Source organism: Pseudofrankia coriaricola (assembly GCF_001854805.1).
GTDB lineage: Bacteria > Actinomycetota > Actinomycetes > Frankiales > Frankiaceae > Pseudofrankia.
Window position 1 is genome coordinate 84136 of record NZ_MBLO01000272.1, and the last position, 21432, is coordinate 105567.

Genomic DNA, 21432 nt, shown 5'->3' on the forward strand with positions numbered 1-21432 from the left:
GTGGCGGCGGGGTAGCCCGTGGACGGCTTCCCGGTCGTCGTCGAGGAAGTGGACGGTGTCTGGCGGTCGAGGCCGACCGGCCCCGGCGCGGGAGTCGCGCTGCTGGAGCTGCTGGCCGGGCCCGACGACCCGCCGGACGGGTTCCGGCTGACCCGGGGCGTTCGCCGGCCTGTCGGGCCGAGCGAGCGGCGGATCGCGGCCGACCAGACGAACGAGTCCTGGGTGGTCGGCGAGGCCGCGGTGGTCAAGTGGACGACCGAGCCGCTGGTCGGCCCGCACCCCGACCGGCTGCGCCGGCTCGCCGCCGCCCGCTTCGACCGGATGCCGGCGTTGTGGGGCCTCGTCGAGTGGCGCACGCCAGACGGCCACTGGGTGCCGGTCGCGACCGCCGTCGACGTCGTGCGCGGCGCGGAGGACGGCTGGACCTGGTGCGTCGAGGAGGCCCGTGCCGCGCTCGGCGTCGCCGAGCACCCGACACGCCCGTTCGCGGCTGAGCTCGGCGGCCTGACGGCGGCGATGCATCTGGCGCTGGCCGGCTCCCCCGCGCAGCGCGCGTCGGCGACGTATGCCGCCGACGCCCTCGCCGACGCCCGGCGGCTGCTGGCCCGGGTGAGCTCACCGTCGCTGGACGCCCACCGCGCGGCGATGGCCGAGGCACTGGACCCGCTCGGCGACGCGGCCGGGACGCCGCTCGTCGCCGTCCACGGCGACTTCCACGTCGGCCAGCTGCTGCGCGCGCCGGAGGGCGGACCGCTGTTCGTCATCGACTTCGACGGCAACCCCACTCTGGGCCCACGGCAACGGGCCGCCCGGCACCCGGCCGCGCTCGATGTCGCGGGCATGCTGATGTCGCTGGAGAACGTCGGGCATGTGGTCCGCCGCTACGCTCCCGACGTGCGTGACGACGCCGCGGCGGCCTGGACCGCCACCGTCCAGGGCGAGTTCCTCGACGCGTACCGCGCCGGGCTCGCCGCCGCCGGCCGCGGCGAGCTGCTCGACGAGTCGCTGCTGACGGCCTACGGCGCCCAGCAGCTGTGCCGCGAGCTCGCGTACGCCGAGTCCCACCTGCCCCACTGGCGGTACGTGCCGGAGGGCGCGCTGCGGCGCCGTTTCGGGCCGGGCCAGGCGGCGTGAACACCGAGCTTGTTCCGCGCCAACGCGAGTTTCCGTCGTGCGACTCTTTGGACTAGTGGCGCACGCGGGGGCGCCGTCTGGGCCTCGTCGCTCGGTGCCGGTTGAGCACTCAGGTCAGCCGCAGTGGGACCAGTCGCTGCCCCAGGAGACGCTGCCGAGGCTGCCGCCCCACTTCACGCAGATCGCCTTCGCGGACACCTTGGTCGGACCGGCGTAGTACTGGTAGGAGCCCGAGTCGGTCACCTTCGACGAGCCGTTCTGCGCCTGTACCCATGCCGACATCGACTGGGCCGTGCCCACGCCGGCGCCGGCCTTTAGCGTCACCACACAGTTGTTGCTGCCGTTGTACATCAACACGATCTTCGCCGTCGTGGAGCCGCTGGTCAGGGTGTGGCTGTCGATCTCGGAGTAGCCGGAACCGCACACCTGGGCGGCGGTGTAAGGGTTCTTCGTCGCGGTGCTGGATCCGGAGGGAGCCGGCGCGGTGGTGCGGGCCGCGGTGGTGCCGGGACTGGAGCCGGTCGAGCCGGAACCGGATCCGGTGCCCGTGCCCGACGTGGCGCCGGACGAGCCAGCACCCGAGCCCGACCCTGAACCCGACCCGGGTTCCGTGCCGACATCCGCGCTCGTACCACCGGCGACGGGGTCCGCCGCCCCGATGCCCTGCCCGGCGGGCCCCGGTTCGCCCGCCCCCTGGGCGGCCCCGCCGGCGGCCGAGCGCGCGCGGTCGTCCGACTTCCCGGATTTCGGTACCGAGGACCCGTCGGGGCCGGTTGCCGCCCCGTCCTTGCCACGGCCGTGCGGGCCGCCTCCGGCCGGGCCGGCTTGTGCCTCGCGGCCCGAGCCCCAGGGCGCCCACGCCAGCACCGAGATCCCAACGATCAGCACCACCACGCAGGCGGCGCCGGCGAGCACGTTGCGGCGCCGGTTCCGGCTAGGCGCGCGGCGCCTCGACCTCGCGGGCCCCGTCGGCCCTGCCGCCTCCGTCGACCGTATCGGTTCGGGTGGCCTCACCGGTTCTGGCTGTCCGACGGGTTCGGGCAGGACCATCGACGCCGGCAGCGGCCCGGTTGGCGCGTCGTGAATCGGGTCCAGAACGCCGGCCGCCCCAGTGCCCGGATCCGTCACCGCCATTGCCACAGAAGCGGCTGGTTCCGTCACACCCGGATCTGCTGGGGCTGGCGCGGCGCCACCTGGGGTGTCCGTCTCATCGCCTCCGCTCCGCGAGTGGGGTGGAGGTGCGGGCTACCCGCGCCAGGGCTCAGCGCGCAGCCAGTCGACCACCACTTTTCTCACCTTATCTTCCAGTAACAGTCGACATGCGACCGCCCGGAGCTGGCGCTCTCACCCTTGGGGATCGGCCTACTACCGAAAGTCATGGACTCCGGGTGGGGATGTCTAGGCGGCCAGCTGTGGGTAGAGGGCGGCGAGGTCGCCCGCGAGGGCGGCCTTGACCTGGCGGGTGGTGTCGTCCGCGAGAACCTCGAACCTGCCGGCCTCGACGCCGTCGAGGGCCAGGTCGGCGACCTCGCGCGGGTCTGCCTTCGGAGCGGTGACGGCGGCCGCCATATCAGTGTCGATGTATCCGACGTGCAGGCTGGTCACGCCGACGCCGCGCGGCCGCAGTTCGAGGCGCAGCGAGTTGGTCAGCGACCACAGCGCCGCTTTGGACGCCGCGTACGAGCCGCCGAGCGCGAACCAGGACAGGACCGAGGCGACGTTGAGGATGTGTCCGCCGCCGTTTGCCTCGATGACGGGCGCGAACGCCTGGGTCATCCGCAGCGGCCCGTAGAAGTTGGTCTCGAACTCCCGTCGGACGGCGTCTACGTCGCCGTCGAGAAAGGGAGCGGCGATGTATCCGCCGGCATTGTTGATCAGGATGGTCACGTCGTCCGCCAGCGCGGCGGCGGACGCCACCGCGGCCGGGTCGGTGACCTCGAGTGCCAACGGGATGGCACCGGGGTGGGTGACATCGCGGGGGTTGCGCGCGGTGGCGTAGATCTTCTTCGCGCCGCGGGCATACGCGGCGTCGACGAACGCCCGCCCGAGCCCGCGGCTGCCTCCGGTGACCAGCACGACGGCACCCTTGATCGCGGTCATGACCCACTCCTCACCTAGATGGAAACCGATCGGTTTCCGATTCATCGAACAACGTAAACCGATCGGTTTCCCCAGGCAAGCCTGACGTTCTACCCTTGGGTGGTGAGCAGCACCACGTCCCCTGGGACTCATCCGCCCGCCGCGGTGGCCGCGGCGCCCTCGGCACCTCCGGCGCGGCCGGCGCCAGCCACCCGGGAGCGGCTGCTGGACGCGGCGGCGGAGCTGTTCTACCGAGAGGGCGTGGGGATCGGCGTCGAGGCGCTGTGCCAGGCGGCCGGCGTGTCCAAGCGGTCCATGTACCAGCTCTTCGACAGCAAGGACGCGGTGATCGCCGCGAGCCTGGACCGGTGGGCACGGACGCTGCGAGCGCAGATGTTCCCGGCCGCCGATGACGCCCGGCCACCGCGGGAACGGATCCTTGAGGTCTTCGAGTGGCTAGAGGCCGCCAGCGCCGATCCCGACTTCCGCGGCTGCCCGTTCGTCGGCACGGCGGTCGAGGTCAAGGACCCCGCGCACCCCGCCGCCGTTGTCGCCCGCCAGCACAAGCAGGCGCTCACGGACTTCTTCGCGGTCGAGGCGCGCCGGGCGGGTGCTCCGGACCCGGTGTTCCTCGCCGAGCAGCTCACCATGATCTACGACGGCGCCAGCGCCCGCGCCGTAGTCAGGGCGCAGCCCCTTGCCGGTATCGCGGTCACCACCGCGACGCTCCTGCTCGAGACCGCCGGCGTTCGCGACTAGATCGTTTCCCGCCTCACCGCAACAGCGGCAGGACCTCCTCGGCCAGGAAGTGGATCCCGCCCTCCTGGTCGGGCCCGATCTGCGAGATGTAGACCTCGTCGAATCCGGCCTCGATGTACGGGGCGATCGTCTCCGCCGCGCGCTTGGGGTCCGGCCCGCAGGCGACCGCCCGCGCGGTCTCCTCGGGGCTCGTCCGCGAGCCGAGTGCCTCGTATCCCTTCCACGTCGGCACATCCTGCGAGAGCTGGCCGTCGCTGCCCTCATGACCCCACAGCCGATGGGCGGTGCCGGCGGCCTCCTTCTCCGTCGGGGCCCAGCAGATCTTCAGGCCGGCCTGAGTACCGCCCATCCCGCCGTCGCGACGGTAGGTCTTCAGCCCTTCGGTGTCCGGCCGGGTGGTGATCCAGCCGTCACCCACCTGGGCGGCCAACCGGGTGGCCTTCGGGCCGAACCCGCTGATGTAGATCGGCGGCGACTCCTCCGGCCGGCTCCAGATCTTCGCGTTGTGCGCCGTGAAGTGCCGGCCCTCATGGGTCACGGTCTCCCCGGTCCACAGCTGGCGGATGAGCACCAGCGCCTCCTGGAGACGCTCGTGGCGGACGCTGACCGGCGGCCAGGCGTCGCCCAGGATGTGCTCGTTGAGCGCCTCGCCCGACCCGACGCCGAAGGTGAACCGACCCGGGGCGAGCGAGGCGACGGTGGCCGCCGCCTGGGCCAGGATCGCCGGGTGGATCCGGAACGTCGGGCAGGTCACGGCGGTCGTCAGGCGCAGGTTCGTCGTGGCGGCGAGCGCGCCGAGCACCGTCCAGACGAACGGGCTCTCCCCCTGGCTCGACTGCCACGGGTGGTAGTGGTCCGAGACCCACACCCGGTCGAAGCCGGCCCGCTCGGCGGCCTGCCCCACCTGGACGGTCCGGGGCGCGCTCAGCTCCTCGCTCGACAGGAGGTAGCCAAACTCACTCATGGGCGCCGCGTACCCGCCGCCGAGGGCGCAACACCCGCCAGGCGGCCCGGCTGTGGCGTTGCGCTCGCCGCCGTGGCCCGTGGCGCACGCTGGCCTAATGTCGAGCCGTGCCCGTGATGTATGCGAACGAGCTTGATGCGCCCGCGCCGTTGGTCACGCGGCCGCTGACCTGGCGGCGGACCGCGCGGCCCGAGCCGGCCGCGGGCCAGCTGCTCATCGAGGTCGCCGGCTGCGGCGTGTGCCGGTCGAACCTGCACATGATCGAGGGTGACTGGGTCGACGGGGGCATTCCGGCTACCAGTCCGATCATTCCCGGGCACGAGGTCACCGGGCGCGTCGCCGAGCTCGGCGCAGGTGTCACCGAGTTCGCGGTCGGCGACCCGGTCGGCGTGCAGCCACTGTGGTGGACGTGCGAGGAATGCGAGTTCTGCCGCGGCGGACGCGAACAGCTCTGCCACCAGCGCAGGATCACCGGCGAGCACGTCAACGGCGGCTATGCCGAGTTCCTGCTCTCCCACGCCGCGCACACCTACCGCGTCCCGGACAACCTCGACCTCGTCGAGGCCGCGCCCCTCTTCTGCCCGGGTATCACGGCCTACGGCGCGGTGGACAAGCTCACGGTCGGCCCCAGCGACACCGTCGCCGTCTTCGGGCTCGGCGGCGTCGGCCACATGGCCATCCAGTTCGCCGCGCTCACCGGGGCGCGGGTCGTGGCCGTCGGCCGCGGCGAGGACCATCTCCAGGTCGCGCGAGAGCTGGGCGCGCACACCATCCACGCCGCCGACTCCGCGGCGCTCGCGCAGTTCGAGGACGCCGTCGACGCGGTCGTCACCTTCGCCCCCGCGGACGCGGTGAGCGAGCAGGCCCTGCGCGTCCTGAGATGGGGCGGCACGCTGGTCAGCGGTGTGCCGCTCAGCCTCGCCGGCTTCCCGTTCAACAAGGAACAGACGATCAGGGCCTCGCTGCTCGGCAGCCGTGCCCAGATGCGTGCTGTCCTGCGACTGGCGGCCGAGGGCCAGGTCCGCACCGTCGTGGACCGTTTCCCCATGCGGTCCGCGACCGACGTACTCAACCTCCTGGCCGAGGGCAAGCTCCGCTCCCGCGCGGTCCTCGAGAACCCCGCCCCCGGGCGCTAGCGCGGGCACGGGCCCTGGTCTGTCGAGACCGGCTCAAGCAGACTCGAGAGGCCAGCCGGAGGACAAGCGGGCGAGGAGGCGGGATGGCCGACAGCGCCGGCGTCGCGGACTCCGCCGAGGCCTCCGGGCCCGAGTCGCCGGAGGGGCCGGAGGGGCCGGAGGGGCCGGAGGGGCCGGACCCGGTCCGGTTGTTCGAGCGGCACCGGGCCCGCCTGCTGGCCGTCGCCTACCGGGTGCTCGGCCGGGCCGGCGACGCCGAGGACGTGGTGCAGGACGCCTGGTTGCGGTGGAGCACGACCGACGTGGCGCGGGTCGCGGACCCCGAGGCATACCTGGTGCGGATCGCGACCCGGCTGGCGATCGACCGGCTGCGCAGCGCCCAGGCACGCCGCGAGTCATATGTCGGTCCGTGGCTGCCTGAACCAATGCTCACCAGCCCGGACGTGGCCGAGGACGTCGCGCTGGCCGACTCGGTGTCGACCGCGCTGCTGTTGGTCCTGGAGGCGCTGTCACCGATCGAGCGGGCGGTCTTCGTGCTGCGGGAGGCGTTCGGCTACCCGTACGGCGAGATCGCGGAGATCGTCGGTCACACCGAGGCGACCGCCCGGCAGACCGCGCGGCACGCCCGCGAACACGTCGAGGCTCGGCACACCCGCTACAACACCGACCGAGCCACCCGAACGGTCGTGACCGAACGGTTCCTGGACGCGGCCGCCGGCGGTGATCTACAGGCGCTCATGTCCGTGCTGGCGCCGGACGTCGAGCTGGTCAGCGACGGCGGCGGGCTCGCGCCGGCGCCCCGCAAGGCGATCCACGGCCTGGAGCTGGTGGCCCGGGCGCTGGCCACCTTCGCCGGCCGGATGCCGCCTGAACCGAGCGTCGAGCTCGTGGCGCTCAACGGCGGCCCCGGCATCGTGATCCGGTCCGGGAGGGAGCCGGTGGTGGCCATCACCCTGCATCTCGTGGATGGCCTGGTGAAAACCATCCACCTGGTCAGCAACCCGGAGAAGCTGACCGGGCTACGGCAGGGATGACGACCGCCACCGGCTCCCCGCTCACCGACCGCGTCGGAGCCACCGCGGCCCGCGGCCCGGTACCAGCATCAGTATCGGCACGTTGAACCACCGCGAAAGCCGGAAGAACGCGGGCGGGCTGCCGCTGACCAGCTCCTTGTACCGGACGGCCGCCCGGCCCTTGAGGTACCAGCGGCGCGGGCTGTCGTCGGCATGGGTGAACTGGATGACCGCGTCCCGGCGGCCCAGACTCACCGGCTGGTGGATGTAGCCGAACCGGAACGGCTTCGGCCGGCGGCCTCGCAGCCGGCGGCCGATGCTGTCCGCGGCGTGCGCGGCGGTCGGGATCCCGCTCTGACAGGTGCCGTGGATCATTCCCCAGGGCTGGCGTACCGCGGCCGCGTCGCCGACGGCGTAGACCGCCGGATCCGACTCGGACCGCAGCGCCTCGTCGACGAGGATCCTGCCCTGGGCGTCGACCGCGAGGCCGGCCTGCTCGGCCAGCGGAAGCGCCCGGACACCAATGGTCCAGACGACGGCGTCCGCCGCCACCGGCTCCGGGTCGCCAGCCACCTCGACCCCCGCGGGCAGCACCTTCGTGACGTCCGCTCCGGAGCGAACCTCGACGCCGAGCCGGTCGAGCCCCCGGTTCAGGTACGCCCGGGCGGCGTCGCCCATCATCGGGCCCGGCTCGTCCCGGCTGAGCAGGGTGACGCCCAGGCCAGGGAACGTCTCCGCGATCTCAGCGGCCGACTCGACGCCGGTGAGGCCGGCGCCGACCACGGCGACCCGGCCGGCCGCCGCGGCGAGCTCGGTCAGCCGGCCCGCCAGCCGGGCCGCCGCCGGGCCGGCGAGGGTGTACGCGTGGTCGGCCGCACCTGGCACGGCGTCGGTGTCCGTGACGCTTCCGAGCGCGTACACGAGGATGTCGTAGCCGAGCTGCCGGCGGCCGTCCTGGGTGTCGACGTCCACGGTGCGCGCGGTCCGGTCCAGCCCGACGGCCAGACCCCGCATGAACGCGACGCCCGTGCCGGCGAGCAGATCCGGGAGGCGGTGGTCGGCAAGCTGTTGGCCGGTGGACAGCTGGTGCAGCCGTAGCCGCTCGACAAATCGGTCGGACGGGTTCACCAGGGTTACCCGGCCGCCGCGGCGCCGAGTCCGTCGGGCCACCCGCACAGCGGCCAGTACGCCGGCGTAGCCGCCGCCCAGCACCAGGATGCGGGTTCCGCTCTGCTCGCCGCCCAGGGTGTGGTTCTCGTGTGACATGGAGAGTCCTTCGCGGTGGATGGCGCCCCTGTCGAGCGCCGCTCACCCCGAGGACGAGACGAACCCGCCGAACCGTGAAACGGCTAGGAAGTGACCCCCGTCACAGCGACTGTCGGGCCGCGCACTTCACTCCTCCACCCACTCGAGCAGGTCGCCGGGCTGGCATTCGAGTACCCGGCACATGGCCTCCAGGGTGCTGAAGCCGCACCCAGAAGACCGACGCGGCCGTCAGCGGCCACCTCAGGTACGCACAGTCCGGCGGGATCCGCCCGCGGGCTACGCCCCGCCGGACGTTGCCCCCGCCCCGGGCTCCGCGCCGCCAAGGGTGATGACGATTCCGACGTCCCCATAGGGGAACGGCCCTTTACCAAGGTGGCCGAGCGTGTTGAAGAATTTCGAGATCCCCACCATGACTCCGTATTTCGCCCGCACCTTGCTCTGGATCTCGTCGAATTCGACGCCGGACGTCACCATCTCCGCCGTCCCATCGGAGAGGGGCGAACCGGCCTTGACGCGGCCGCGGGCGTCCGACGGCTGCACGGTCACCTTTGGGTTGTTGCGTAGCCGCTTGTACTTGCCGGACGCGGACGATGTCCAGAAGCCGACCTGACCGCCTTCCAGCGGCACGATCCAGGTCGTGGTGGGCACGCCGGAGCCGTTCCTGCGAAAGGTCGTGACTGCCACGTACTTTTCGTCACTGAGCGCCATGTCCGAAGAGTGTAGGTCCCTACCTGGGCATCTCACGGTCTCCGCCCCACCCGGCGACTGCCTCGTCGGCATTCGAGCATTACCGCGCGGCGGGCGCCGAGCGCTGTCAGCCGAGCATGGCGAGCCGAGCAAGGGAAGCAGTCACCCGCGGCCTCGGCCGGCAGCTCCGGCCGGCCCCCTCGGCCGGTCGTCTGCCGTCAGCAAATCTGCCGCGGGCAGACCGCGGGGCCGACCGGCCAGACGATCTCGCAGAGTTGAGGCATGAGTGGTGAACCGAGGCCCCCGCTGTTCAACGACCGGATGCGACAGGACCTCTATGCGCAACGTGTCCTCGTGCTCGATGGCCCGTTGGACGATGACAACGGCACATTGCTGGCCACGCAGATGATCGCGCTGGCGGCCGAGGACGCCTCGGCCGACATCGCGCTGTGGATCCACTCCCCCGGCGGGTCGGTGCCGTCCATGCTGGCCATCCGCGACGTCATCCAGCTCATCCCCTGCGACGTGTCCACCCTGGCGCTCGGCATCGCCTACAGCGCCGGCCAGTTCCTGCTGTCGTCGGGCGCCAGGGGAAAGCGGCGCGCCATGCCGCATGCCCGCGTCCTGATGCACCAGGGCTCAGCCGGGATCGCCGGCACGGCGGTCGACATCGAGCTGCAGGCGAACGACCTGCGCCATACCCGGGACACGGTGCTCCGGCTCATCGCCGAGGACACCGGCCAGGCCGTCGACCGGATCTTCGAGGACTCGCTGCACGACCGCTGGTTCACAGCGCAGGAGGCCCTCGACTACGGCTTCATCGACGCGATCGTGGGGGCCTTCGACGAGGTCGCCCCGCGCGGCCGCCGGCCCATCGGGATCGGGCTCTCCGCCGACCGGGCCGCCCGATGAGCACCTACACGATCCCGAACGTCATCGCGCAGCATCCGCGCGGTGACCGCGTCATGGATGTCTACTCGCACCTGCTCACCGAGCGAATCATCTATCTCGGGACCGCGATCGACTCCGGTGTCGCGAACGCGCTGGTCGCGCAGCTGCTCTATCTGGAGGCGGACGCCCCCGACCGGGACATCCAGCTTTACATCAACTGCGAGGGCGGCGACCCGAGCGCGATGCTCGGTATCTACGACACCCTGCGCTACATCCGGCCCAAGGTGGCGACGACCTGCGTGGGACAGGCCGTCGCGGTCGGCGCCGTCCTCCTGGCCGCGGGCGCGGAGGGCAAACGCGCCGTGCTTCCCCACGCGCGCGTCATCCTGCACCAGCCCGCGGCGCAGGGCCGCGGCGCGATCCCCGACCTCATCCTCCAGGCCGACGAGGTCGTCCGCGTCCGGGCGGACATCGAGCACATCCTCGCCCGGCACACCGGGCAGAGCACCGCGACGCTGCGCGCCGACACGGACCACGACCGGGTCTTCACCGCGGCCGCGGCGAAGGAATACGGCCTCATCGACCAGGTGATCGAGCAGCGCTAGGCCTCCGGCCTCCGAGGCCCAAGAAGGCCTAGGAGGCCGCCGGTCAGGCCCGTGAGCAGGTGACGACGGCGCCGCGGAGTTCGTAGCTCATGAGGCCGTCGCACCAGGTCATGTCCGGGGTGCGTTCGAGACGGACGTCGGGCAGGCGCAGGAGGGCGTCCAGGAACACCCGGGTCTCGGCGATCGCCACCTGGGCGCCGGGGCACCGGTGGCTGCCGTCGCCGAAGCTCATGTAGGAGCCGACGCCCTTCTGCCGGCTGGCCCGGTCGGGGTCGAGCGCGTGCGGGCAGGCGCCCACCGTTTCCGAGTCGACGTTGGCGGCTCGGATGTTGACCGCGAGCAGTTCTCCGGCCTTGACGGAGTCCGGCCCCAGGTCGGCGTCCTCGGTGGCACGCCGGTGCAGCATCGCGGCCACGGGCTCGAGGCGGAGGATCTCCTCGAGGATCGCGATCTGGTCGGCCTCGTCGCCGGCCGCGAAGCGGGCACGCAGGGCGTCGTCGTCGAAGAGGTGCCAGGCGGCCATCACGATGAACTCACGGGTGGTGACCATGCCGGCGACGGCGTAGGTCATGCATTCGATGAGGATCGCCTTGTCCGGGTAGCCCTCTTCGATCAGGTGCGAGATGACATCCTCGCGCCGCTGCTCGCGGCGGGACCTGATCGCGGGACGCACGTCGCGGCCGAAGAACCGCATCGCGTGCACGGCGGTCACGGCCTGGGCGCCAAAGCGGATGACGGGATGCATGCCGCGCAGCCGGGTGCCGAGCAAGGTGGCCTGGATGCGTTTGGCCATCCCGGACTGGTCGCTGTCCGTCAGGCCGACGATCTCCGCGGCCACCGCGACGGCCAGCTTGTAGCTGAGCTCGTCGAGCCGCCCTCTTCCATCGGCGCGCACCTGGGCGAGCAGTTCGTCAGTGGTGCGCTCCATAACCAGGCGGTGGCGGGAGCTGATGGCCTTCGGGGTGAAGAAGCGGGCGATCGCCGTGCGCCGGCCGCGATGGGTGTCGCCGTCGAGGAAGAAGACCGGGCAGAACTCGTCATCCGGGTTCATCCCGTCGGAGCCCGCGCCCGCCTGGCGCATCTGCGCGCTGCGCAGGATCGCACGGCCTAACTGAAAGTTGCCGACGACCCGCGCCCCGGCATCGGCGTGCACGCGCTGGGCCGCCAGTGCCGCCGACTTGCGGTCGTCGCGAGTCGAGTCCATCGGACGCGCGGGGAGCTCCGTAGCCGTCACAGCCGCCTCCAGACAGGGCCGAACCGGTGGATGTCAGACAACGACGGGCACAGCGTAAGCCATCTCGTGCAAGAAGTCTTGCGCGAGATGGCGTCGGACCGGGATCGCCGAGGCACGGACCAGCCCGGCGCGCGCACCCCTTGGACGGCGACGCCGACGTGGTGAGGCCTGGCTGGCGTGGCTGGCGTAGTGAGGTGGCTGGCGTAGTGAGGCCTGGCTGGCGTAGTGAGATGTGGTCGACGTGGTGAGGCGCGGGCGACTAGGTTCGACGCCGGACCGCGCTCCCGCCGTGGCGGTTGGGCCCTTTCGGGAGCGGCGGCCGCCGGTCAGCCGGCGGCGCCCGTCAGCCGGCGGCATCCGGCGACAAGCCAGGTGACACGCACAGACGGGAGAACCGGTGGTTGTCGGCGGCGCCGGGGGCGCTCAGGCCGCTGGTGGGCCTGGAGACTCAGGCGGCCACCCGCCGAGGCCCCACTCCTTCAAGAACTCGCAGCGATCCAAGCAGGCCGCGGCGACCCGGGAGCGGATCGTCACCGCGGCCACCGACATCGTCCACGACCTGCCGAACTGGGACTGGCGAAGCCTCACGATCCGAGCCGTGGCCCAGCGGGCCGGCGTGAACGAAAGCACGGTCTACCGGCATTTCGCGACCGAGCGAAACCTTCGCGACACCGTCCTACGCCGGCTTGAGACCGAGGCCGGGGTCGAGCTGGAGACCCTCCGCCTCGACAACTTCGGCCAGACCATCGCGCAGACCTTCGCCTACCTGGCGACCTTTCCGATAGACCGGCCGCCCCTCGACGACCCGACGTTCGCCGCGCTCGACCAGCGCCGCCGCGGCGCACTCCGGGCCGCCCTGGCCCAGTCGGCGTCCGGCTGGACCGACAGCGACCGCGAGATGGCCGCCGCGGCGCTGGACGCCTACTGGAGCGTTTCGACGTTCGAACGTATGATCACAACCTGGAATCTCGATCCCGACGAGGCGACGCGCGCCGCCACCTGGGTCATCGGCCTCATAGCCGCCGCGGTACGAGAAGGACACAGCCCACGGCGGCCCGACACCGAGGGCTGATCCACGCACGGGCGACGGGCGACGGGCGACGGGCGACGGGCGACGCGTGGATCGGTCGATCGGGTGGCGCGCAGCGGACGACCGGTTCAGAGCGGGTAGGTCACCGCGGTCAGCTGTTCCGAGTGCTCCCATAGACGCGCGGCGGCCTCGGGATCGCGCGACGCCGCGTTGGAGGAGACCAGGACCGGGCGTCCGGTCATTCTCAGCAGCCCGGACGGGCCGTAGTACTGGCCGCCTTCCGATGCCGGATCCGCCGCCGCGCGCATGATGGGCAGGGAGCCCTTGTGCGCGGAGTGCACGATCGGGTTGGGGACGCGGTCAATCACCTGCTTGACCTTCCGCCTCATCGGGCCGTCGCCACCGAAGCCCCCGGCATCGGTGTTCGCGCCGCCAGGATGCGCGGCGAGGGACCGGGCCGGCGCGCCCGCCTTCTCCAGCCGGCGCTGCAGCTCGTAGGAGAAGAGCAGGTTCGCGAGCTTCGACCGGCCATAGCCCCGTAGCGGCTTGTAGCCCCGCGCGAAGGCGAGGTCGTCGAAGTCGATCTTCCCCATCCGGTGCCCGTTGCTGCCGACCGTCACGATCCTGCCCGCGTCGGCGGCCAGGACGGCGTTCAGCACGAGCCCGGTGAAGGCGAAGTGGCCGAGGTGGTTGATCCCGAAATGCTGCTCGAAGCCGTCCTCCGTCTGCCCGTAGGGCAGCATGATCACGCCGGCGTTGTTGATGAGCAGATCGATGACGGGACGTTCGGCCACCAGCGCGTCGGCGGCCTTGCGCACCGAGGCGAGCGAGTTGAGGTCCATCTCCAGCGTGGAGACGTCTCCCTCGGGGGCGACAGCCCGGATGCGGTCGACGGCGTCCCGCGCCCTGGCTGGGTTGCGGCACGCCAGCACGACCGTCGCGCCCCGCCCGGCGAGCACCTTGGCGGCCTCGAAACCGATCCCGGAGTTCGCGCCCGTGATGACGGCCGTTCTCCCGGTCAGGTCAGGAACGTCGTCCGCGTTCCAGCGTCGCCGCCGCCCCGATGCTCCCACCATGACGGCCTCCACGCTCGATGAGGACAAGGTCCGCGGGCTGTGCGCCGCGCTCGCCTACCGACGCCCGCGGGCCTCACCCAAGCGCCACACCGATCATCCGGCGCCGGCCGCGGACAAGCCGACGCGAGACCGGGCCAGTGGAACAGTGGGCCGCTTCCGTGACGAGGCGGACATTCGACACAACTATAGGGTGCCGCCGTCGCGCCGCAAACAGGACAGCGACTGGCCGGAGCCGAGGCCTTTCCGCCGCGAGAAGTCCAGGCAGGCCAGAGCGTCGAGGCGCACTGGTGGGCCGGCGCGGGCGAGCCGGGCGGAGGCGGTCGAGACCCCGGCCGAGCCTGGCCACGGGCTTGTGACCCGCAACCCTCTCCGTTAAGTTAGGCGAACCTAATATCAAGGCAGCCTTACTGGAGGTCGCGGTGGAGCGGATGGCGGGTCTTCCCGATGGCGGTGCCGTCCCGCACCACGCCGAACTCGTGGCGGCCGGGCGCGCTCTGACCGCGTCCGCGGACTACGGCAGCCTCGCGCTCTGGGGCGGCCGGGTCGCCCACGGTCTGCGCTTCACCAGTCGCCGCCTCGATGGCATGCTGATCCCGAGCGCACCCACAAAACAGACAGTCACGGACACGGACGCGGGATCCATGGATCGGCAGGAGGACCCCTCGGCGGCCGGCCACGCCGCCGACGGGCAGCCCGCCGTCGACTCGTCGCACCGCGACACGTCCGCCCGCGACCTTCCCCCGGACGACCTTCCCCCGGACGAGCAGCCGACGGCCGGCCCGGCCGCGGGTGAATACGCCACCGGCGTCGAGCAGATCGCCGATCTGCACGCCGACTGGCCGACGGGCGCCGTCCACCGCTTGCTCATGCTCGCGCCTGGCGCGATCGGCCAGTTGCTCGGAGCGGACGACCATGCCTGCCGCTTCCAGTTCTGCGGCCTCGGCGGCCCGGTGACCGAGCAGGCCCGCTGGGTCTCGGTCGCCTTCGGCGGCTGGGTCGCCGCGGTGCCAGTGGCGGACGCGGCCACGCTCACCAGCCACTTCGCCGAGCGGCACCCCACCGGCGACCTGTTCGACCTCGGCGGGCAATGGGCGATGCTCGAGATCGACGTGGTCGAGGCCTTCATCCGGACCGCGCACGGTGGCGTGCGCCTCGATACCGACGACGCGCGTTCGATGCTCGCCCCCTGAGCGGAACACCGAGAGAGCCGAAGAGGCGACCCCTCGCGACGGCGAGTGCGACTAGGATCGTAGAGAGTAAACGCTCGCGAACAACTGCGCCGAAGGCGACCGGCGAGAACCAGGAGCACACGATGCCGAGGCCGAACTGGCAGCTGCTTCCAGACCCCGAGCCGCAGGACCGCAGCTACTCGATCGTCTCGGTGGACGATCATCTCACCGAACCCGCCGACGTCTTCGTCAAGCGCTTCCCGGAGCGGCTCCGCGACAGGGCACCCCAGGTGATCACGACGCCGGACGGGTCGGAGGCCTGGCTCTACCGCGACCGGCTCTACCGCGACAACGGGATGAGCGTCGTCGCTGGGCGCCCGAAATCCGAGTGGACCCTCGACCCGCTGAACTTCAGCGAGATGCGCCGGGCCGCGTGGGACGTCCACGCGCGGGTGAAGGACATGGACCTCGACGGCATCTGGGCGTCGCTGTGCTTCCCCTCCGGGGCGTGGGGCTTCACCGGCCGCGTGCTGTCGATGAACAACGACGAGGAGGTCGGGCTCGCCGCGGTCCGGGCGTGGAACAGCTGGATGCTCGAGGAGTGGCACGGCGCGTACCCGGAGCGTTTCATCCCGATGCAGCTGCCCTGGTTCAAGGACCCGAAGGTCGCCGCCGACGAGATCCGGCGCAATGCCGAGCTCGGCTTCACGTCGGTGTCGTTCCTTGAGTCGCCGCACCTGCTCAAGCTCCCGCCGATCACCAACCACAAGCACTGGGAGCCGTTCTTCAAGGCCTGCGAGGAGACCGACACGGTCATCTCGCTGCACTGCGGCGCGAGCGGCTTCGTCCTGCAGGGCTCGCCCGGTGGCGGCCTGAACGTGCAGACGTCGCTCTTCCCGGCGGGCGCGTTCTGCGCCGCTGTCGACTGGGTGTGGGCGGGCATCCCGGCGCTCTACCCGAACCTCAAGATCGCGCTGAGCGAGGGCGGCATCGGCTGGGTGCCGATGGCCATCAACCGCCTCGACTATGTCCTTGAGCACTCCGGCAGCGGCGGCACGCCGTGGACATACGACGTGACGCCGAGCGAGGCGCTGCGCCGGAACTTCTACTTCTGCATGCTCGACGACCCCGGCACGCTCGACCAGCGCCACATGATCGGCGTCGACCACATCCTGTTCGAGACGGACTTCCCGCACGCCGACTCGACCTGGCCGGGCTCGCAGGATCTGCTGCGCAAGCGCTTCGCCGACATCCCACGGCACGAGGCCGTGATGATCGCCGGTGGCAACGCCGCCAGGCTGTTCCGCCAGCCGCTCCCCCAGGCCAGCGACTGGCCGACGCTCGTCCCGTAGGCCAGCACCCGCCGCCGTCTCCTTGTATCTGTGGAGACGGCGGCGGAGGCGACCTCAGCGCCTGACGAGCAGGTGCGGAGGCGGAGGGCCGAAGCGTCCGCGGAGGAAGTCGACGAGCCCTCGCACGCGTCCTTCAAGGTTCCAGTAGGGGCCGCGCCGGGCCGGGACGACCACGCCCGAGGCGAGATGCCACAGCGCGACGCAGAAGCGGATGAACACGTGGTAGCGGCCGAAGTGTTCCCGCACGAGCAGCAGGGTGTTGCGAAGCTGCAGGTAGTCGATGGCCGCGGAGGCCGAGCCGACGTACGGGTTCTTGACCATCGCCCCTCGCACGAGCCCGGATTCCCAGCCGGCGTCCCTCGCCCGTAGCGCGAGGTCCGCCTCCTCGCAGTACGCGAAGTAGCGCTCGTCGAAGATGCCGACCTCGTCGAGGCACGCGCGCCGGGCCAACATCAGCGTGCCGTGTGGGTGGCCGACCGGCTCCCAGCCCTCGTCGACGCTCGCGGGCACGAGGATCCCGCCGAAGTACGGGTCGATGACCGGCGTCATTCCGTCGCCGACGTCGGCGCACGCCAGCCCCGCTCGTGGCCGCTCCGCCAGCAGGCTCAGCATGTGGCCCAGGCAGGTGGGCTCGGGCAGCGCATCGTGCGGCGCGAGCACCACCCATTCCCCCGCGTTCTCGTCGGCGAGAAACGCGCGGTATCCGACGTTGGCCGCGGGCCCGAACCCCAGGTTGCCGCCGGCCAGCACGACCGCGACGTCGGCGGCCTCGACCGGCGGCATTGCCACGGATCCGTTGTCGACGACCGTGATCGTGACAGGGACATCTTGCGCACGGAACGCGTCGATCGTGTCGACGAGTCGCTCCGGCTGGTCGCGGTGGACGAGGATGACCGATAGAGGCTGCACGGACCAGTGCTACATCAGTGGGCGGATGCCAGGCGAAACCGGGCCCGCAATGCCGTCGTTCCCGTCGTTCCCGTCGGGCCATCGCGTCGGCCATCGCCGGCGCGAGCCGTTCCGCTCCGCGCCATCCGGCCGGTCCACCTCGGCTCATGCGGCGGATCCCGAGGCGCCGACCAGATTCAGGCCGATCACGCCGGCGATGATCAGCGCGAGCGAGACGGCCTTGGCCCAGGTCATCGCCTCGCCGAGGAAGAACACCCCGACCACGGCCACCGCCGCGGTGCCGACGCCCGCCCAGATCGCGTAGGTCACCGACACCGACAGGGTGCGGACCACCAGGGCAAGCAGCCAGATGGAAAGGCCGTAACCGAGCAGCACAACCGCGGACCACAGCGGGTCCTTGAAGCCGTCGGCGCGGGGGAGCAGCGCGGAGGCCGCGACCTCGCTGCCGATCGCGGCGACGAGCAGGGCAAGGGCTGCGTTCATGACATCCCTCCGGACGTAGCGAACGCTACAAGTGTAGCGGTCGCTACGTCCGGATGTAGCGAACGCTACACCCCTACTATGTGGGCCTCATGGGGCGCCGAGAGGACCTGCTCGACCAGGTAACCGACCATGTGTTCGAGCATGGGCTCATCGGCCTGACGCTCCGCCCCGTCGCCGCCGCGATCGGCACCAGCGATCGGATGCTCATCTACCACTTCGGCAGCCGCGACGAGCTTGTCGCGGCTGTCGTCACGCGCGCGGAGGACCGGGCGGTCGCCGCCGTCGACGCGCTTCCCGGGGCCGCCGGAGTACATGCGGGCGTCAACGCTCTGTGGGCGGCCGTCCAGACGGACCCGCTCCACCGCTGCACGGACATCTACGTGCAGGCCGCGGCAACCGGGCTGATCGGCCAGGAGCGCTTCGCCACCATTGTCAGGGAGGCGAACGAACGATGGGTGCGGGCTCTGCGGGACTATCTCGTCCGCTGCGGAGCATCCCCGGAGTCGGTCGGCCGTGTCGTCCGGCTCGTCGACTCCAGTCTGTACGGATTCCACCTCGACCTGAGCACCGATCGACCCGACGACCTCGCCGGGGGCGTCGATGACCTCGCGGCCGCCGCCCAGGCCATCGCCGACGGATGGGACCTGGCGGCCCTCGGCCATGCAGAGGCACTACACACTGATCAATAAGGCACTACGCGCTGATCGATCTACAACTGGCCGGAGCCTAGGGCCGGCGGGGCCGCGTCCGGCGACGACGGGGATCCACGGCGGGACGACGGGGATCCACGGCTGGGGGACCTTCCGCGGCGGGCGCGCCGAGGCCGGCCGCTCCGGCGGTGGTCGACGTGGCCGTGGCCGTGGCCGGTTCGGCGCTGGCCGTTCCGGCATCGGTCGGCCCGAAGTCGGGCGTCTGGAAGAGCCCGGTCGTCAGCGGCGGCGCCCCGCGCCGTGGCACGACGAGCTCTGGTTCGAGCGCGGAGAAGAGGGAGGTCGAGGTTGTGTCGATGGGGCCGTCTCACTTTCAGGACGTGGCGGTCGAACGGAATGATCAGGCAGGACGCCGCCCGGGACGCGGACGAAGCCGTCCGCGGCCTTGACGGAGCTGGGCGACCTCGGGTTCCGAAGATCGAGGTCGCTCGGCGTCGGAGGCGTCAGAGATGGGACATCTTGCTGAACGGGCTCGGGATGCGGACCTGCCTGGATCCGAAATCGACGAGTACGGCGATCTCCTCCTCGACACGGATGACCCGGCCGAGACCGTACGTGTCGTGGATGACCCGGTCCCCGAGGGCGAACTGTTCGCACCGTGGAGTGACCGGCGCCTTGAAGGGGCTGGTGGGCAAGTGGCGCTTCGGTGCCGCAGGCCTTGTCATTGGTTCCAGTATGCGCCTGCCGAGCCAGTCAGGTGGTTCATAGCGTCGGTCAGATGGGTCGGTCGGGGCTGGAGGCCCGCCCTTGGGGGCGCGGAGGGCCTGTTGGGCCGGGCTCGGGCCACCGATCTCGACCATGAGCACCGACCCGCCGGCACCACTCCGGCCCGCACCGAGACTCCGGCGCCGAGCCGGTCGGCGGTCAGCCGGCGGCGAGCCCGCGGCGAGCCGCGCAGGCCGTCGCGCACTCGGCCATCATCATGACGCTTCGTCACGTCGGAATCAGCCCGGGCGGCGCGTTCCAGCGCCCCGCTGGAGCGCGCCGTCGTCTGGGTCCGTGTCGCGTGGGTCAGCGTCGCGCGTCGCGGAGGGCGCCGCCGTCTCTCTGGCCGTCGTGGTCCTGTCTCGATGGCCGACAGGGTGGATGTTGTGTGTCGCGAAGTAGCGTCACCCAGAGCGGGCAGATGACTCCATCGGCGGACAGCCTGCCGATATCGTCGACATGCCCCACCTGCCACCGCGGTCACCGGGACCGTTCGGGGCCCGGCTCTCGACTGGCGGAACGATGACAAGCTGGGATTTCACGTCCGCGGCACCCGACGACACGCCGGGTAGTCAGGTCACGGATCTTCGGACTGATCAGCCGACGCCGGCACGCATGTACGACTACTTCCTCGGCGGCAAGGACAACTTCGAGGTTGACCGGGAGGCCGCCGCCAAGGTCGACGCCGCGCTCGGCCGGACGGTGACCTACGACGTCGTCTGGGAGAACCGCCGGTTCCTGCAGCGGGCGACCCGGTGGCTTGCCAGCGCGGGCATCGACCAGTTCCTCGACATCGGTACCGGGCTACCCACTCAGGGTAACGTTCACGAGATCGCCAAGCAGGTCATCCCCGCGCCGCACGTGGTCTACGTCGACAACGACCCGATCGTGCTGGCTCACGGGCGCGCGCTGCTGGCCAGCGACCACACCACAAAGATCATCACCGCGGATGCGCGGGATCCGGCGGGAATCCTGACGCATCCGGACGCGACCGCGCTGCTCGACTTCTCCCGGCCCGTCGCCGTGCTCCTGGTAGCCCTGTTTCACTTCATCCAGGACACCGAGGACCCGGCCGGTCTGCTCGCCCAGTTCCTGGACGCGGTCCCCTCGGGCTCCTATCTGGTCCTGTCTCACCTGACGACGGACGGGCCACCGGCCGAGGGCGTGGCCCGCACGGAGGCGGCATATCGCAACGCCACCTCGCCCATGACGTTCCGGCCACGGGCCACGATCGCGAGTTTCTTCGACGACCTGGATCTCGTCGAGCCCGGCCTCGTCCGGCCCTGGCAGTGGCACCCTGGCGACGACGAGAGCCCACGCACTGAGTGGCTGTACGGCGGCGTCGCCCGCAAGCCCTGATCCGAACACCCCCGATATCCCGATACCCCGCAGCCTAAAGCGGAGGGGTGGGACGACGGCTGTGACAGGCGGCCTCGGCCGCTCACAGTCGGAGTCATCGCCCACCCAGACGGAATGTGGACCACCCAGCGGATCCGTGACCTCCTCATGGATTTCGCCGGCTGGGCAACCGGGTTCCGGTTCCTGATACACGGTCGCGCCGGGCGTTTCACCGTCTCGTTCGACGCGTCGTCTCCAGTGCGGGCATCACCGACGTCAGGGTCCTACCCGATTTCCTCAGGCAGGCGCCCCCCCGCGGAGAGGTTCGTCCGCACCATCCGCGCCGAGGAACCGACCGCATACTGATCTTCGGCGAACGGCACCCGCGCATCGTGCTGGCCGACTACCGCGGCACCGCTCAGGACGACGCCACACCGCGCCCTCCACGTCCAGCCGTCTCGCCCAGACCACCCGGGCGCCGACACCACGACCGACCGGATCATGGGCCGTACGTCCTCGGCGGTCTGGTCGACAGATGCGACACGGCCGCGTAAAACCGCAGGTCATCCCTGATGGCCGAGTTCCGGCACCCACGAGGCTGGATGAGACAGCCAATTGAGACGGGCGGGGCGGGAAGCGGGCGAGACCGGCCCGCCAGATCCGACGGCGCACCGGGCACGTCGGCGATGATGGTGAGCGGCGCCCCGCTCAAGGTGCGGCGGACCTAGATCGTCATGTGGCATCCGCCACGTCCGACGGCGCGAAACGATGACCGCTGACCGATGGCCGGGCACAGCCAGGGTGCCGTCAAAGTCCCTTTTCGCTGATCAGGCCGATGATCTGGAGGACGCGTTCGGGCTGGCGGGCGGTGGCTCGCAGGGCTTTGGCGATG

General features: G+C 71.2%; 21 protein-coding genes and 1 pseudogene. 11 read left to right on the forward strand and 11 right to left on the reverse strand.

Annotated features, from left to right (window positions below; all coding sequences use genetic code 11):
- The first annotated feature begins 18 nt into the window (after positions 1 to 18).
- Positions 19 to 1134: a phosphotransferase gene (locus tag BCD48_RS43150; RefSeq protein ID WP_071054346.1), complete on the forward strand. Its 1116-nt coding sequence runs from the start codon at positions 19 to 21 to the stop codon at positions 1132 to 1134.
- A 114-nt stretch (positions 1135 to 1248) separates the two neighbouring features.
- Here BCD48_RS43150 and BCD48_RS48215 read toward each other — a convergent pair whose 3' ends face one another.
- Together BCD48_RS48215 and BCD48_RS43160 are read right to left on the reverse strand one after the other, a co-directional pair.
- Positions 1249 to 2049: a serine/threonine protein kinase gene (locus BCD48_RS48215; RefSeq protein ID WP_241842431.1), complete on the reverse strand. Its 801-nt coding sequence runs from the start codon at positions 2047 to 2049 to the stop codon at positions 1249 to 1251.
- A 483-nt stretch (positions 2050 to 2532) separates the two neighbouring features.
- Complete coding sequence (locus tag BCD48_RS43160; protein WP_071054348.1) at positions 2533 to 3234, reverse strand: SDR family oxidoreductase; 702 nt, start codon at positions 3232 to 3234, stop codon at positions 2533 to 2535.
- Positions 3235 to 3336: 102 nt separating this feature from the next.
- On the opposite strand from BCD48_RS43160, the gene BCD48_RS43165 reads away from it, so the two are divergent.
- Positions 3337 to 3972: a TetR/AcrR family transcriptional regulator gene (locus BCD48_RS43165; RefSeq protein ID WP_241842432.1), complete on the forward strand. Its 636-nt coding sequence runs from the start codon at positions 3337 to 3339 to the stop codon at positions 3970 to 3972.
- Between the two features lie 13 nt (positions 3973 to 3985).
- Here the strand turns inward: BCD48_RS43165 and BCD48_RS43170 are convergent, their stop codons facing one another.
- A complete protein-coding gene (locus tag BCD48_RS43170; protein ID WP_071054352.1) occupies positions 3986 to 4936 on the reverse strand; it encodes a TIGR03557 family F420-dependent LLM class oxidoreductase in 951 nt (316 codons plus the stop codon).
- 116 nt (positions 4937 to 5052) lie between these two features.
- On the opposite strand from BCD48_RS43170, the gene BCD48_RS43175 reads away from it, so the two are divergent.
- Both BCD48_RS43175 and sigJ read left to right on the forward strand, forming a co-directional pair.
- Entirely contained in the window at positions 5053 to 6072 is a 1020-nt protein-coding gene (locus tag BCD48_RS43175; RefSeq protein ID WP_071054354.1) for an alcohol dehydrogenase catalytic domain-containing protein, read from the forward strand.
- A gap of 83 nt (positions 6073 to 6155) precedes the next feature.
- A complete protein-coding gene (sigJ, locus tag BCD48_RS43180; RefSeq protein WP_083420092.1) occupies positions 6156 to 7106 on the forward strand; it encodes an RNA polymerase sigma factor SigJ in 951 nt (316 codons plus the stop codon).
- Between the two features lie 21 nt (positions 7107 to 7127).
- On the opposite strand, the gene BCD48_RS43185 is transcribed toward sigJ, so the two are convergent.
- The 3 genes and pseudogenes from BCD48_RS43185 to BCD48_RS43190 all read right to left on the reverse strand — a co-directional run bounded on the left by BCD48_RS43185 (position 7128) and on the right by BCD48_RS43190 (position 9059).
- Positions 7128 to 8351, reverse strand: coding sequence for an NAD(P)/FAD-dependent oxidoreductase (locus BCD48_RS43185; protein WP_071054356.1), 1224 nt, complete (start codon positions 8349 to 8351; stop codon positions 7128 to 7130).
- A gap of 126 nt (positions 8352 to 8477) precedes the next feature.
- Positions 8478 to 8555, reverse strand: a pseudogene (locus tag BCD48_RS56245) (helix-turn-helix domain-containing protein); the annotation flags it as partial.
- Between the two features lie 72 nt (positions 8556 to 8627).
- Positions 8628 to 9059 (reverse strand): PPOX class F420-dependent oxidoreductase, encoded by a 432-nt coding sequence (locus BCD48_RS43190; RefSeq protein WP_083420093.1) that lies wholly within the window; start codon positions 9057 to 9059, stop codon positions 8628 to 8630.
- A gap of 261 nt (positions 9060 to 9320) precedes the next feature.
- Here BCD48_RS43190 and BCD48_RS43195 point away from each other — a divergent pair, with 261 nt between their 5' ends.
- Both BCD48_RS43195 and BCD48_RS43200 read left to right on the forward strand, forming a co-directional pair.
- A complete protein-coding gene (locus BCD48_RS43195) occupies positions 9321 to 9950 on the forward strand; it encodes a ClpP family protease (protein ID WP_071054358.1) in 630 nt (209 codons plus the stop codon).
- Positions 9947 to 10534, forward strand: a complete 588-nt coding sequence (locus tag BCD48_RS43200; RefSeq protein ID WP_071054360.1) for a ClpP family protease — start codon at positions 9947 to 9949, stop codon at positions 10532 to 10534. The genes BCD48_RS43195 and BCD48_RS43200 overlap by 4 nt, the downstream gene beginning before the upstream one ends.
- A gap of 43 nt (positions 10535 to 10577) precedes the next feature.
- Here the strand turns inward: BCD48_RS43200 and BCD48_RS43205 are convergent, their stop codons facing one another.
- Complete coding sequence (locus BCD48_RS43205; protein WP_071054363.1) at positions 10578 to 11768, reverse strand: cytochrome P450; 1191 nt, start codon at positions 11766 to 11768, stop codon at positions 10578 to 10580.
- 397 nt (positions 11769 to 12165) lie between these two features.
- Between BCD48_RS43205 and BCD48_RS43210 the strand changes: the two genes are divergently transcribed.
- Complete coding sequence (locus BCD48_RS43210) at positions 12166 to 12840, forward strand: TetR/AcrR family transcriptional regulator (protein ID WP_071054365.1); 675 nt, start codon at positions 12166 to 12168, stop codon at positions 12838 to 12840.
- An 86-nt stretch (positions 12841 to 12926) separates the two neighbouring features.
- Here BCD48_RS43210 and BCD48_RS43215 read toward each other — a convergent pair whose 3' ends face one another.
- Positions 12927 to 13874, reverse strand: a complete 948-nt coding sequence (locus BCD48_RS43215) for an oxidoreductase (RefSeq protein WP_071054406.1) — start codon at positions 13872 to 13874, stop codon at positions 12927 to 12929.
- A 428-nt stretch (positions 13875 to 14302) separates the two neighbouring features.
- On the opposite strand from BCD48_RS43215, the gene BCD48_RS52810 reads away from it, so the two are divergent.
- Positions 14303 to 15064, forward strand: a complete 762-nt coding sequence (locus tag BCD48_RS52810) for a hypothetical protein (RefSeq protein ID WP_198543638.1) — start codon at positions 14303 to 14305, stop codon at positions 15062 to 15064.
- Between the two features lie 122 nt (positions 15065 to 15186).
- The gene (locus tag BCD48_RS43225; protein ID WP_071054372.1) at positions 15187 to 16395 is read left to right on the forward strand and encodes an amidohydrolase family protein; all 1209 of its coding nucleotides are present in this window, start codon (positions 15187 to 15189) and stop codon (positions 16393 to 16395) included.
- A gap of 54 nt (positions 16396 to 16449) precedes the next feature.
- On the opposite strand, the gene BCD48_RS43230 is transcribed toward BCD48_RS43225, so the two are convergent.
- Complete coding sequence (locus tag BCD48_RS43230; RefSeq protein WP_071054373.1) at positions 16450 to 17304, reverse strand: glycosyltransferase family protein; 855 nt, start codon at positions 17302 to 17304, stop codon at positions 16450 to 16452.
- Positions 17305 to 17448: 144 nt separating this feature from the next.
- The gene (locus BCD48_RS43235; RefSeq protein WP_071054374.1) at positions 17449 to 17787 is read right to left on the reverse strand and encodes a DMT family transporter; all 339 of its coding nucleotides are present in this window, start codon (positions 17785 to 17787) and stop codon (positions 17449 to 17451) included.
- Between the two features lie 89 nt (positions 17788 to 17876).
- On the opposite strand from BCD48_RS43235, the gene BCD48_RS43240 reads away from it, so the two are divergent.
- On the forward strand, positions 17877 to 18476 hold the full coding sequence (locus tag BCD48_RS43240; RefSeq protein ID WP_071054375.1) for a TetR/AcrR family transcriptional regulator: 600 nt from the start codon (positions 17877 to 17879) through the stop codon (positions 18474 to 18476).
- Positions 18477 to 18940: 464 nt separating this feature from the next.
- On the opposite strand, the gene BCD48_RS43245 is transcribed toward BCD48_RS43240, so the two are convergent.
- Positions 18941 to 19132 (reverse strand): hypothetical protein, encoded by a 192-nt coding sequence (locus tag BCD48_RS43245; RefSeq protein ID WP_071054376.1) that lies wholly within the window; start codon positions 19130 to 19132, stop codon positions 18941 to 18943.
- 592 nt (positions 19133 to 19724) lie between these two features.
- On the opposite strand from BCD48_RS43245, the gene BCD48_RS43250 reads away from it, so the two are divergent.
- The gene (locus BCD48_RS43250; RefSeq protein ID WP_083420094.1) at positions 19725 to 20561 is read left to right on the forward strand and encodes an SAM-dependent methyltransferase; all 837 of its coding nucleotides are present in this window, start codon (positions 19725 to 19727) and stop codon (positions 20559 to 20561) included.
- Positions 20562 to 21432 lie beyond the last annotated feature (871 nt).

Bases quoted from the DNA above. Each gene is read 5' to 3' on its own strand.
- BCD48_RS43160 (WP_071054348.1), bottom strand. From the start codon at position 3,234: ATGACCGCGATCAAGGGTGCCGTCGTGCTGGTCACCGGAGGCAGCCGC.
- BCD48_RS43170 (WP_071054352.1), bottom strand. From the start codon at position 4,936: ATGAGTGAGTTTGGCTACCTCCTGTCGAGCGAGGAGCTGAGCGCGCCC.
- BCD48_RS43175 (WP_071054354.1), top strand. From the start codon at position 5,053: ATGTATGCGAACGAGCTTGATGCGCCCGCGCCGTTGGTCACGCGGCCG.
- sigJ (WP_083420092.1), top strand. From the start codon at position 6,156: ATGGCCGACAGCGCCGGCGTCGCGGACTCCGCCGAGGCCTCCGGGCCC.
- BCD48_RS43185 (WP_071054356.1), bottom strand. From the start codon at position 8,351: ATGTCACACGAGAACCACACCCTGGGCGGCGAGCAGAGCGGAACCCGC.
- BCD48_RS43190 (WP_083420093.1), bottom strand. From the start codon at position 9,059: ATGGCGCTCAGTGACGAAAAGTACGTGGCAGTCACGACCTTTCGCAGG.
- BCD48_RS43195 (WP_071054358.1), top strand. From the start codon at position 9,321: ATGAGTGGTGAACCGAGGCCCCCGCTGTTCAACGACCGGATGCGACAG.
- BCD48_RS43200 (WP_071054360.1), top strand. From the start codon at position 9,947: ATGAGCACCTACACGATCCCGAACGTCATCGCGCAGCATCCGCGCGGT.
- BCD48_RS43215 (WP_071054406.1), bottom strand. From the start codon at position 13,874: ATGGTGGGAGCATCGGGGCGGCGGCGACGCTGGAACGCGGACGACGTT.
- BCD48_RS52810 (WP_198543638.1), top strand. From the start codon at position 14,303: ATGGCGGGTCTTCCCGATGGCGGTGCCGTCCCGCACCACGCCGAACTC.
- BCD48_RS43225 (WP_071054372.1), top strand. From the start codon at position 15,187: ATGCCGAGGCCGAACTGGCAGCTGCTTCCAGACCCCGAGCCGCAGGAC.
- BCD48_RS43235 (WP_071054374.1), bottom strand. From the start codon at position 17,787: ATGAACGCAGCCCTTGCCCTGCTCGTCGCCGCGATCGGCAGCGAGGTC.
- BCD48_RS43240 (WP_071054375.1), top strand. From the start codon at position 17,877: ATGGGGCGCCGAGAGGACCTGCTCGACCAGGTAACCGACCATGTGTTC.
- BCD48_RS43250 (WP_083420094.1), top strand. From the start codon at position 19,725: ATGACAAGCTGGGATTTCACGTCCGCGGCACCCGACGACACGCCGGGT.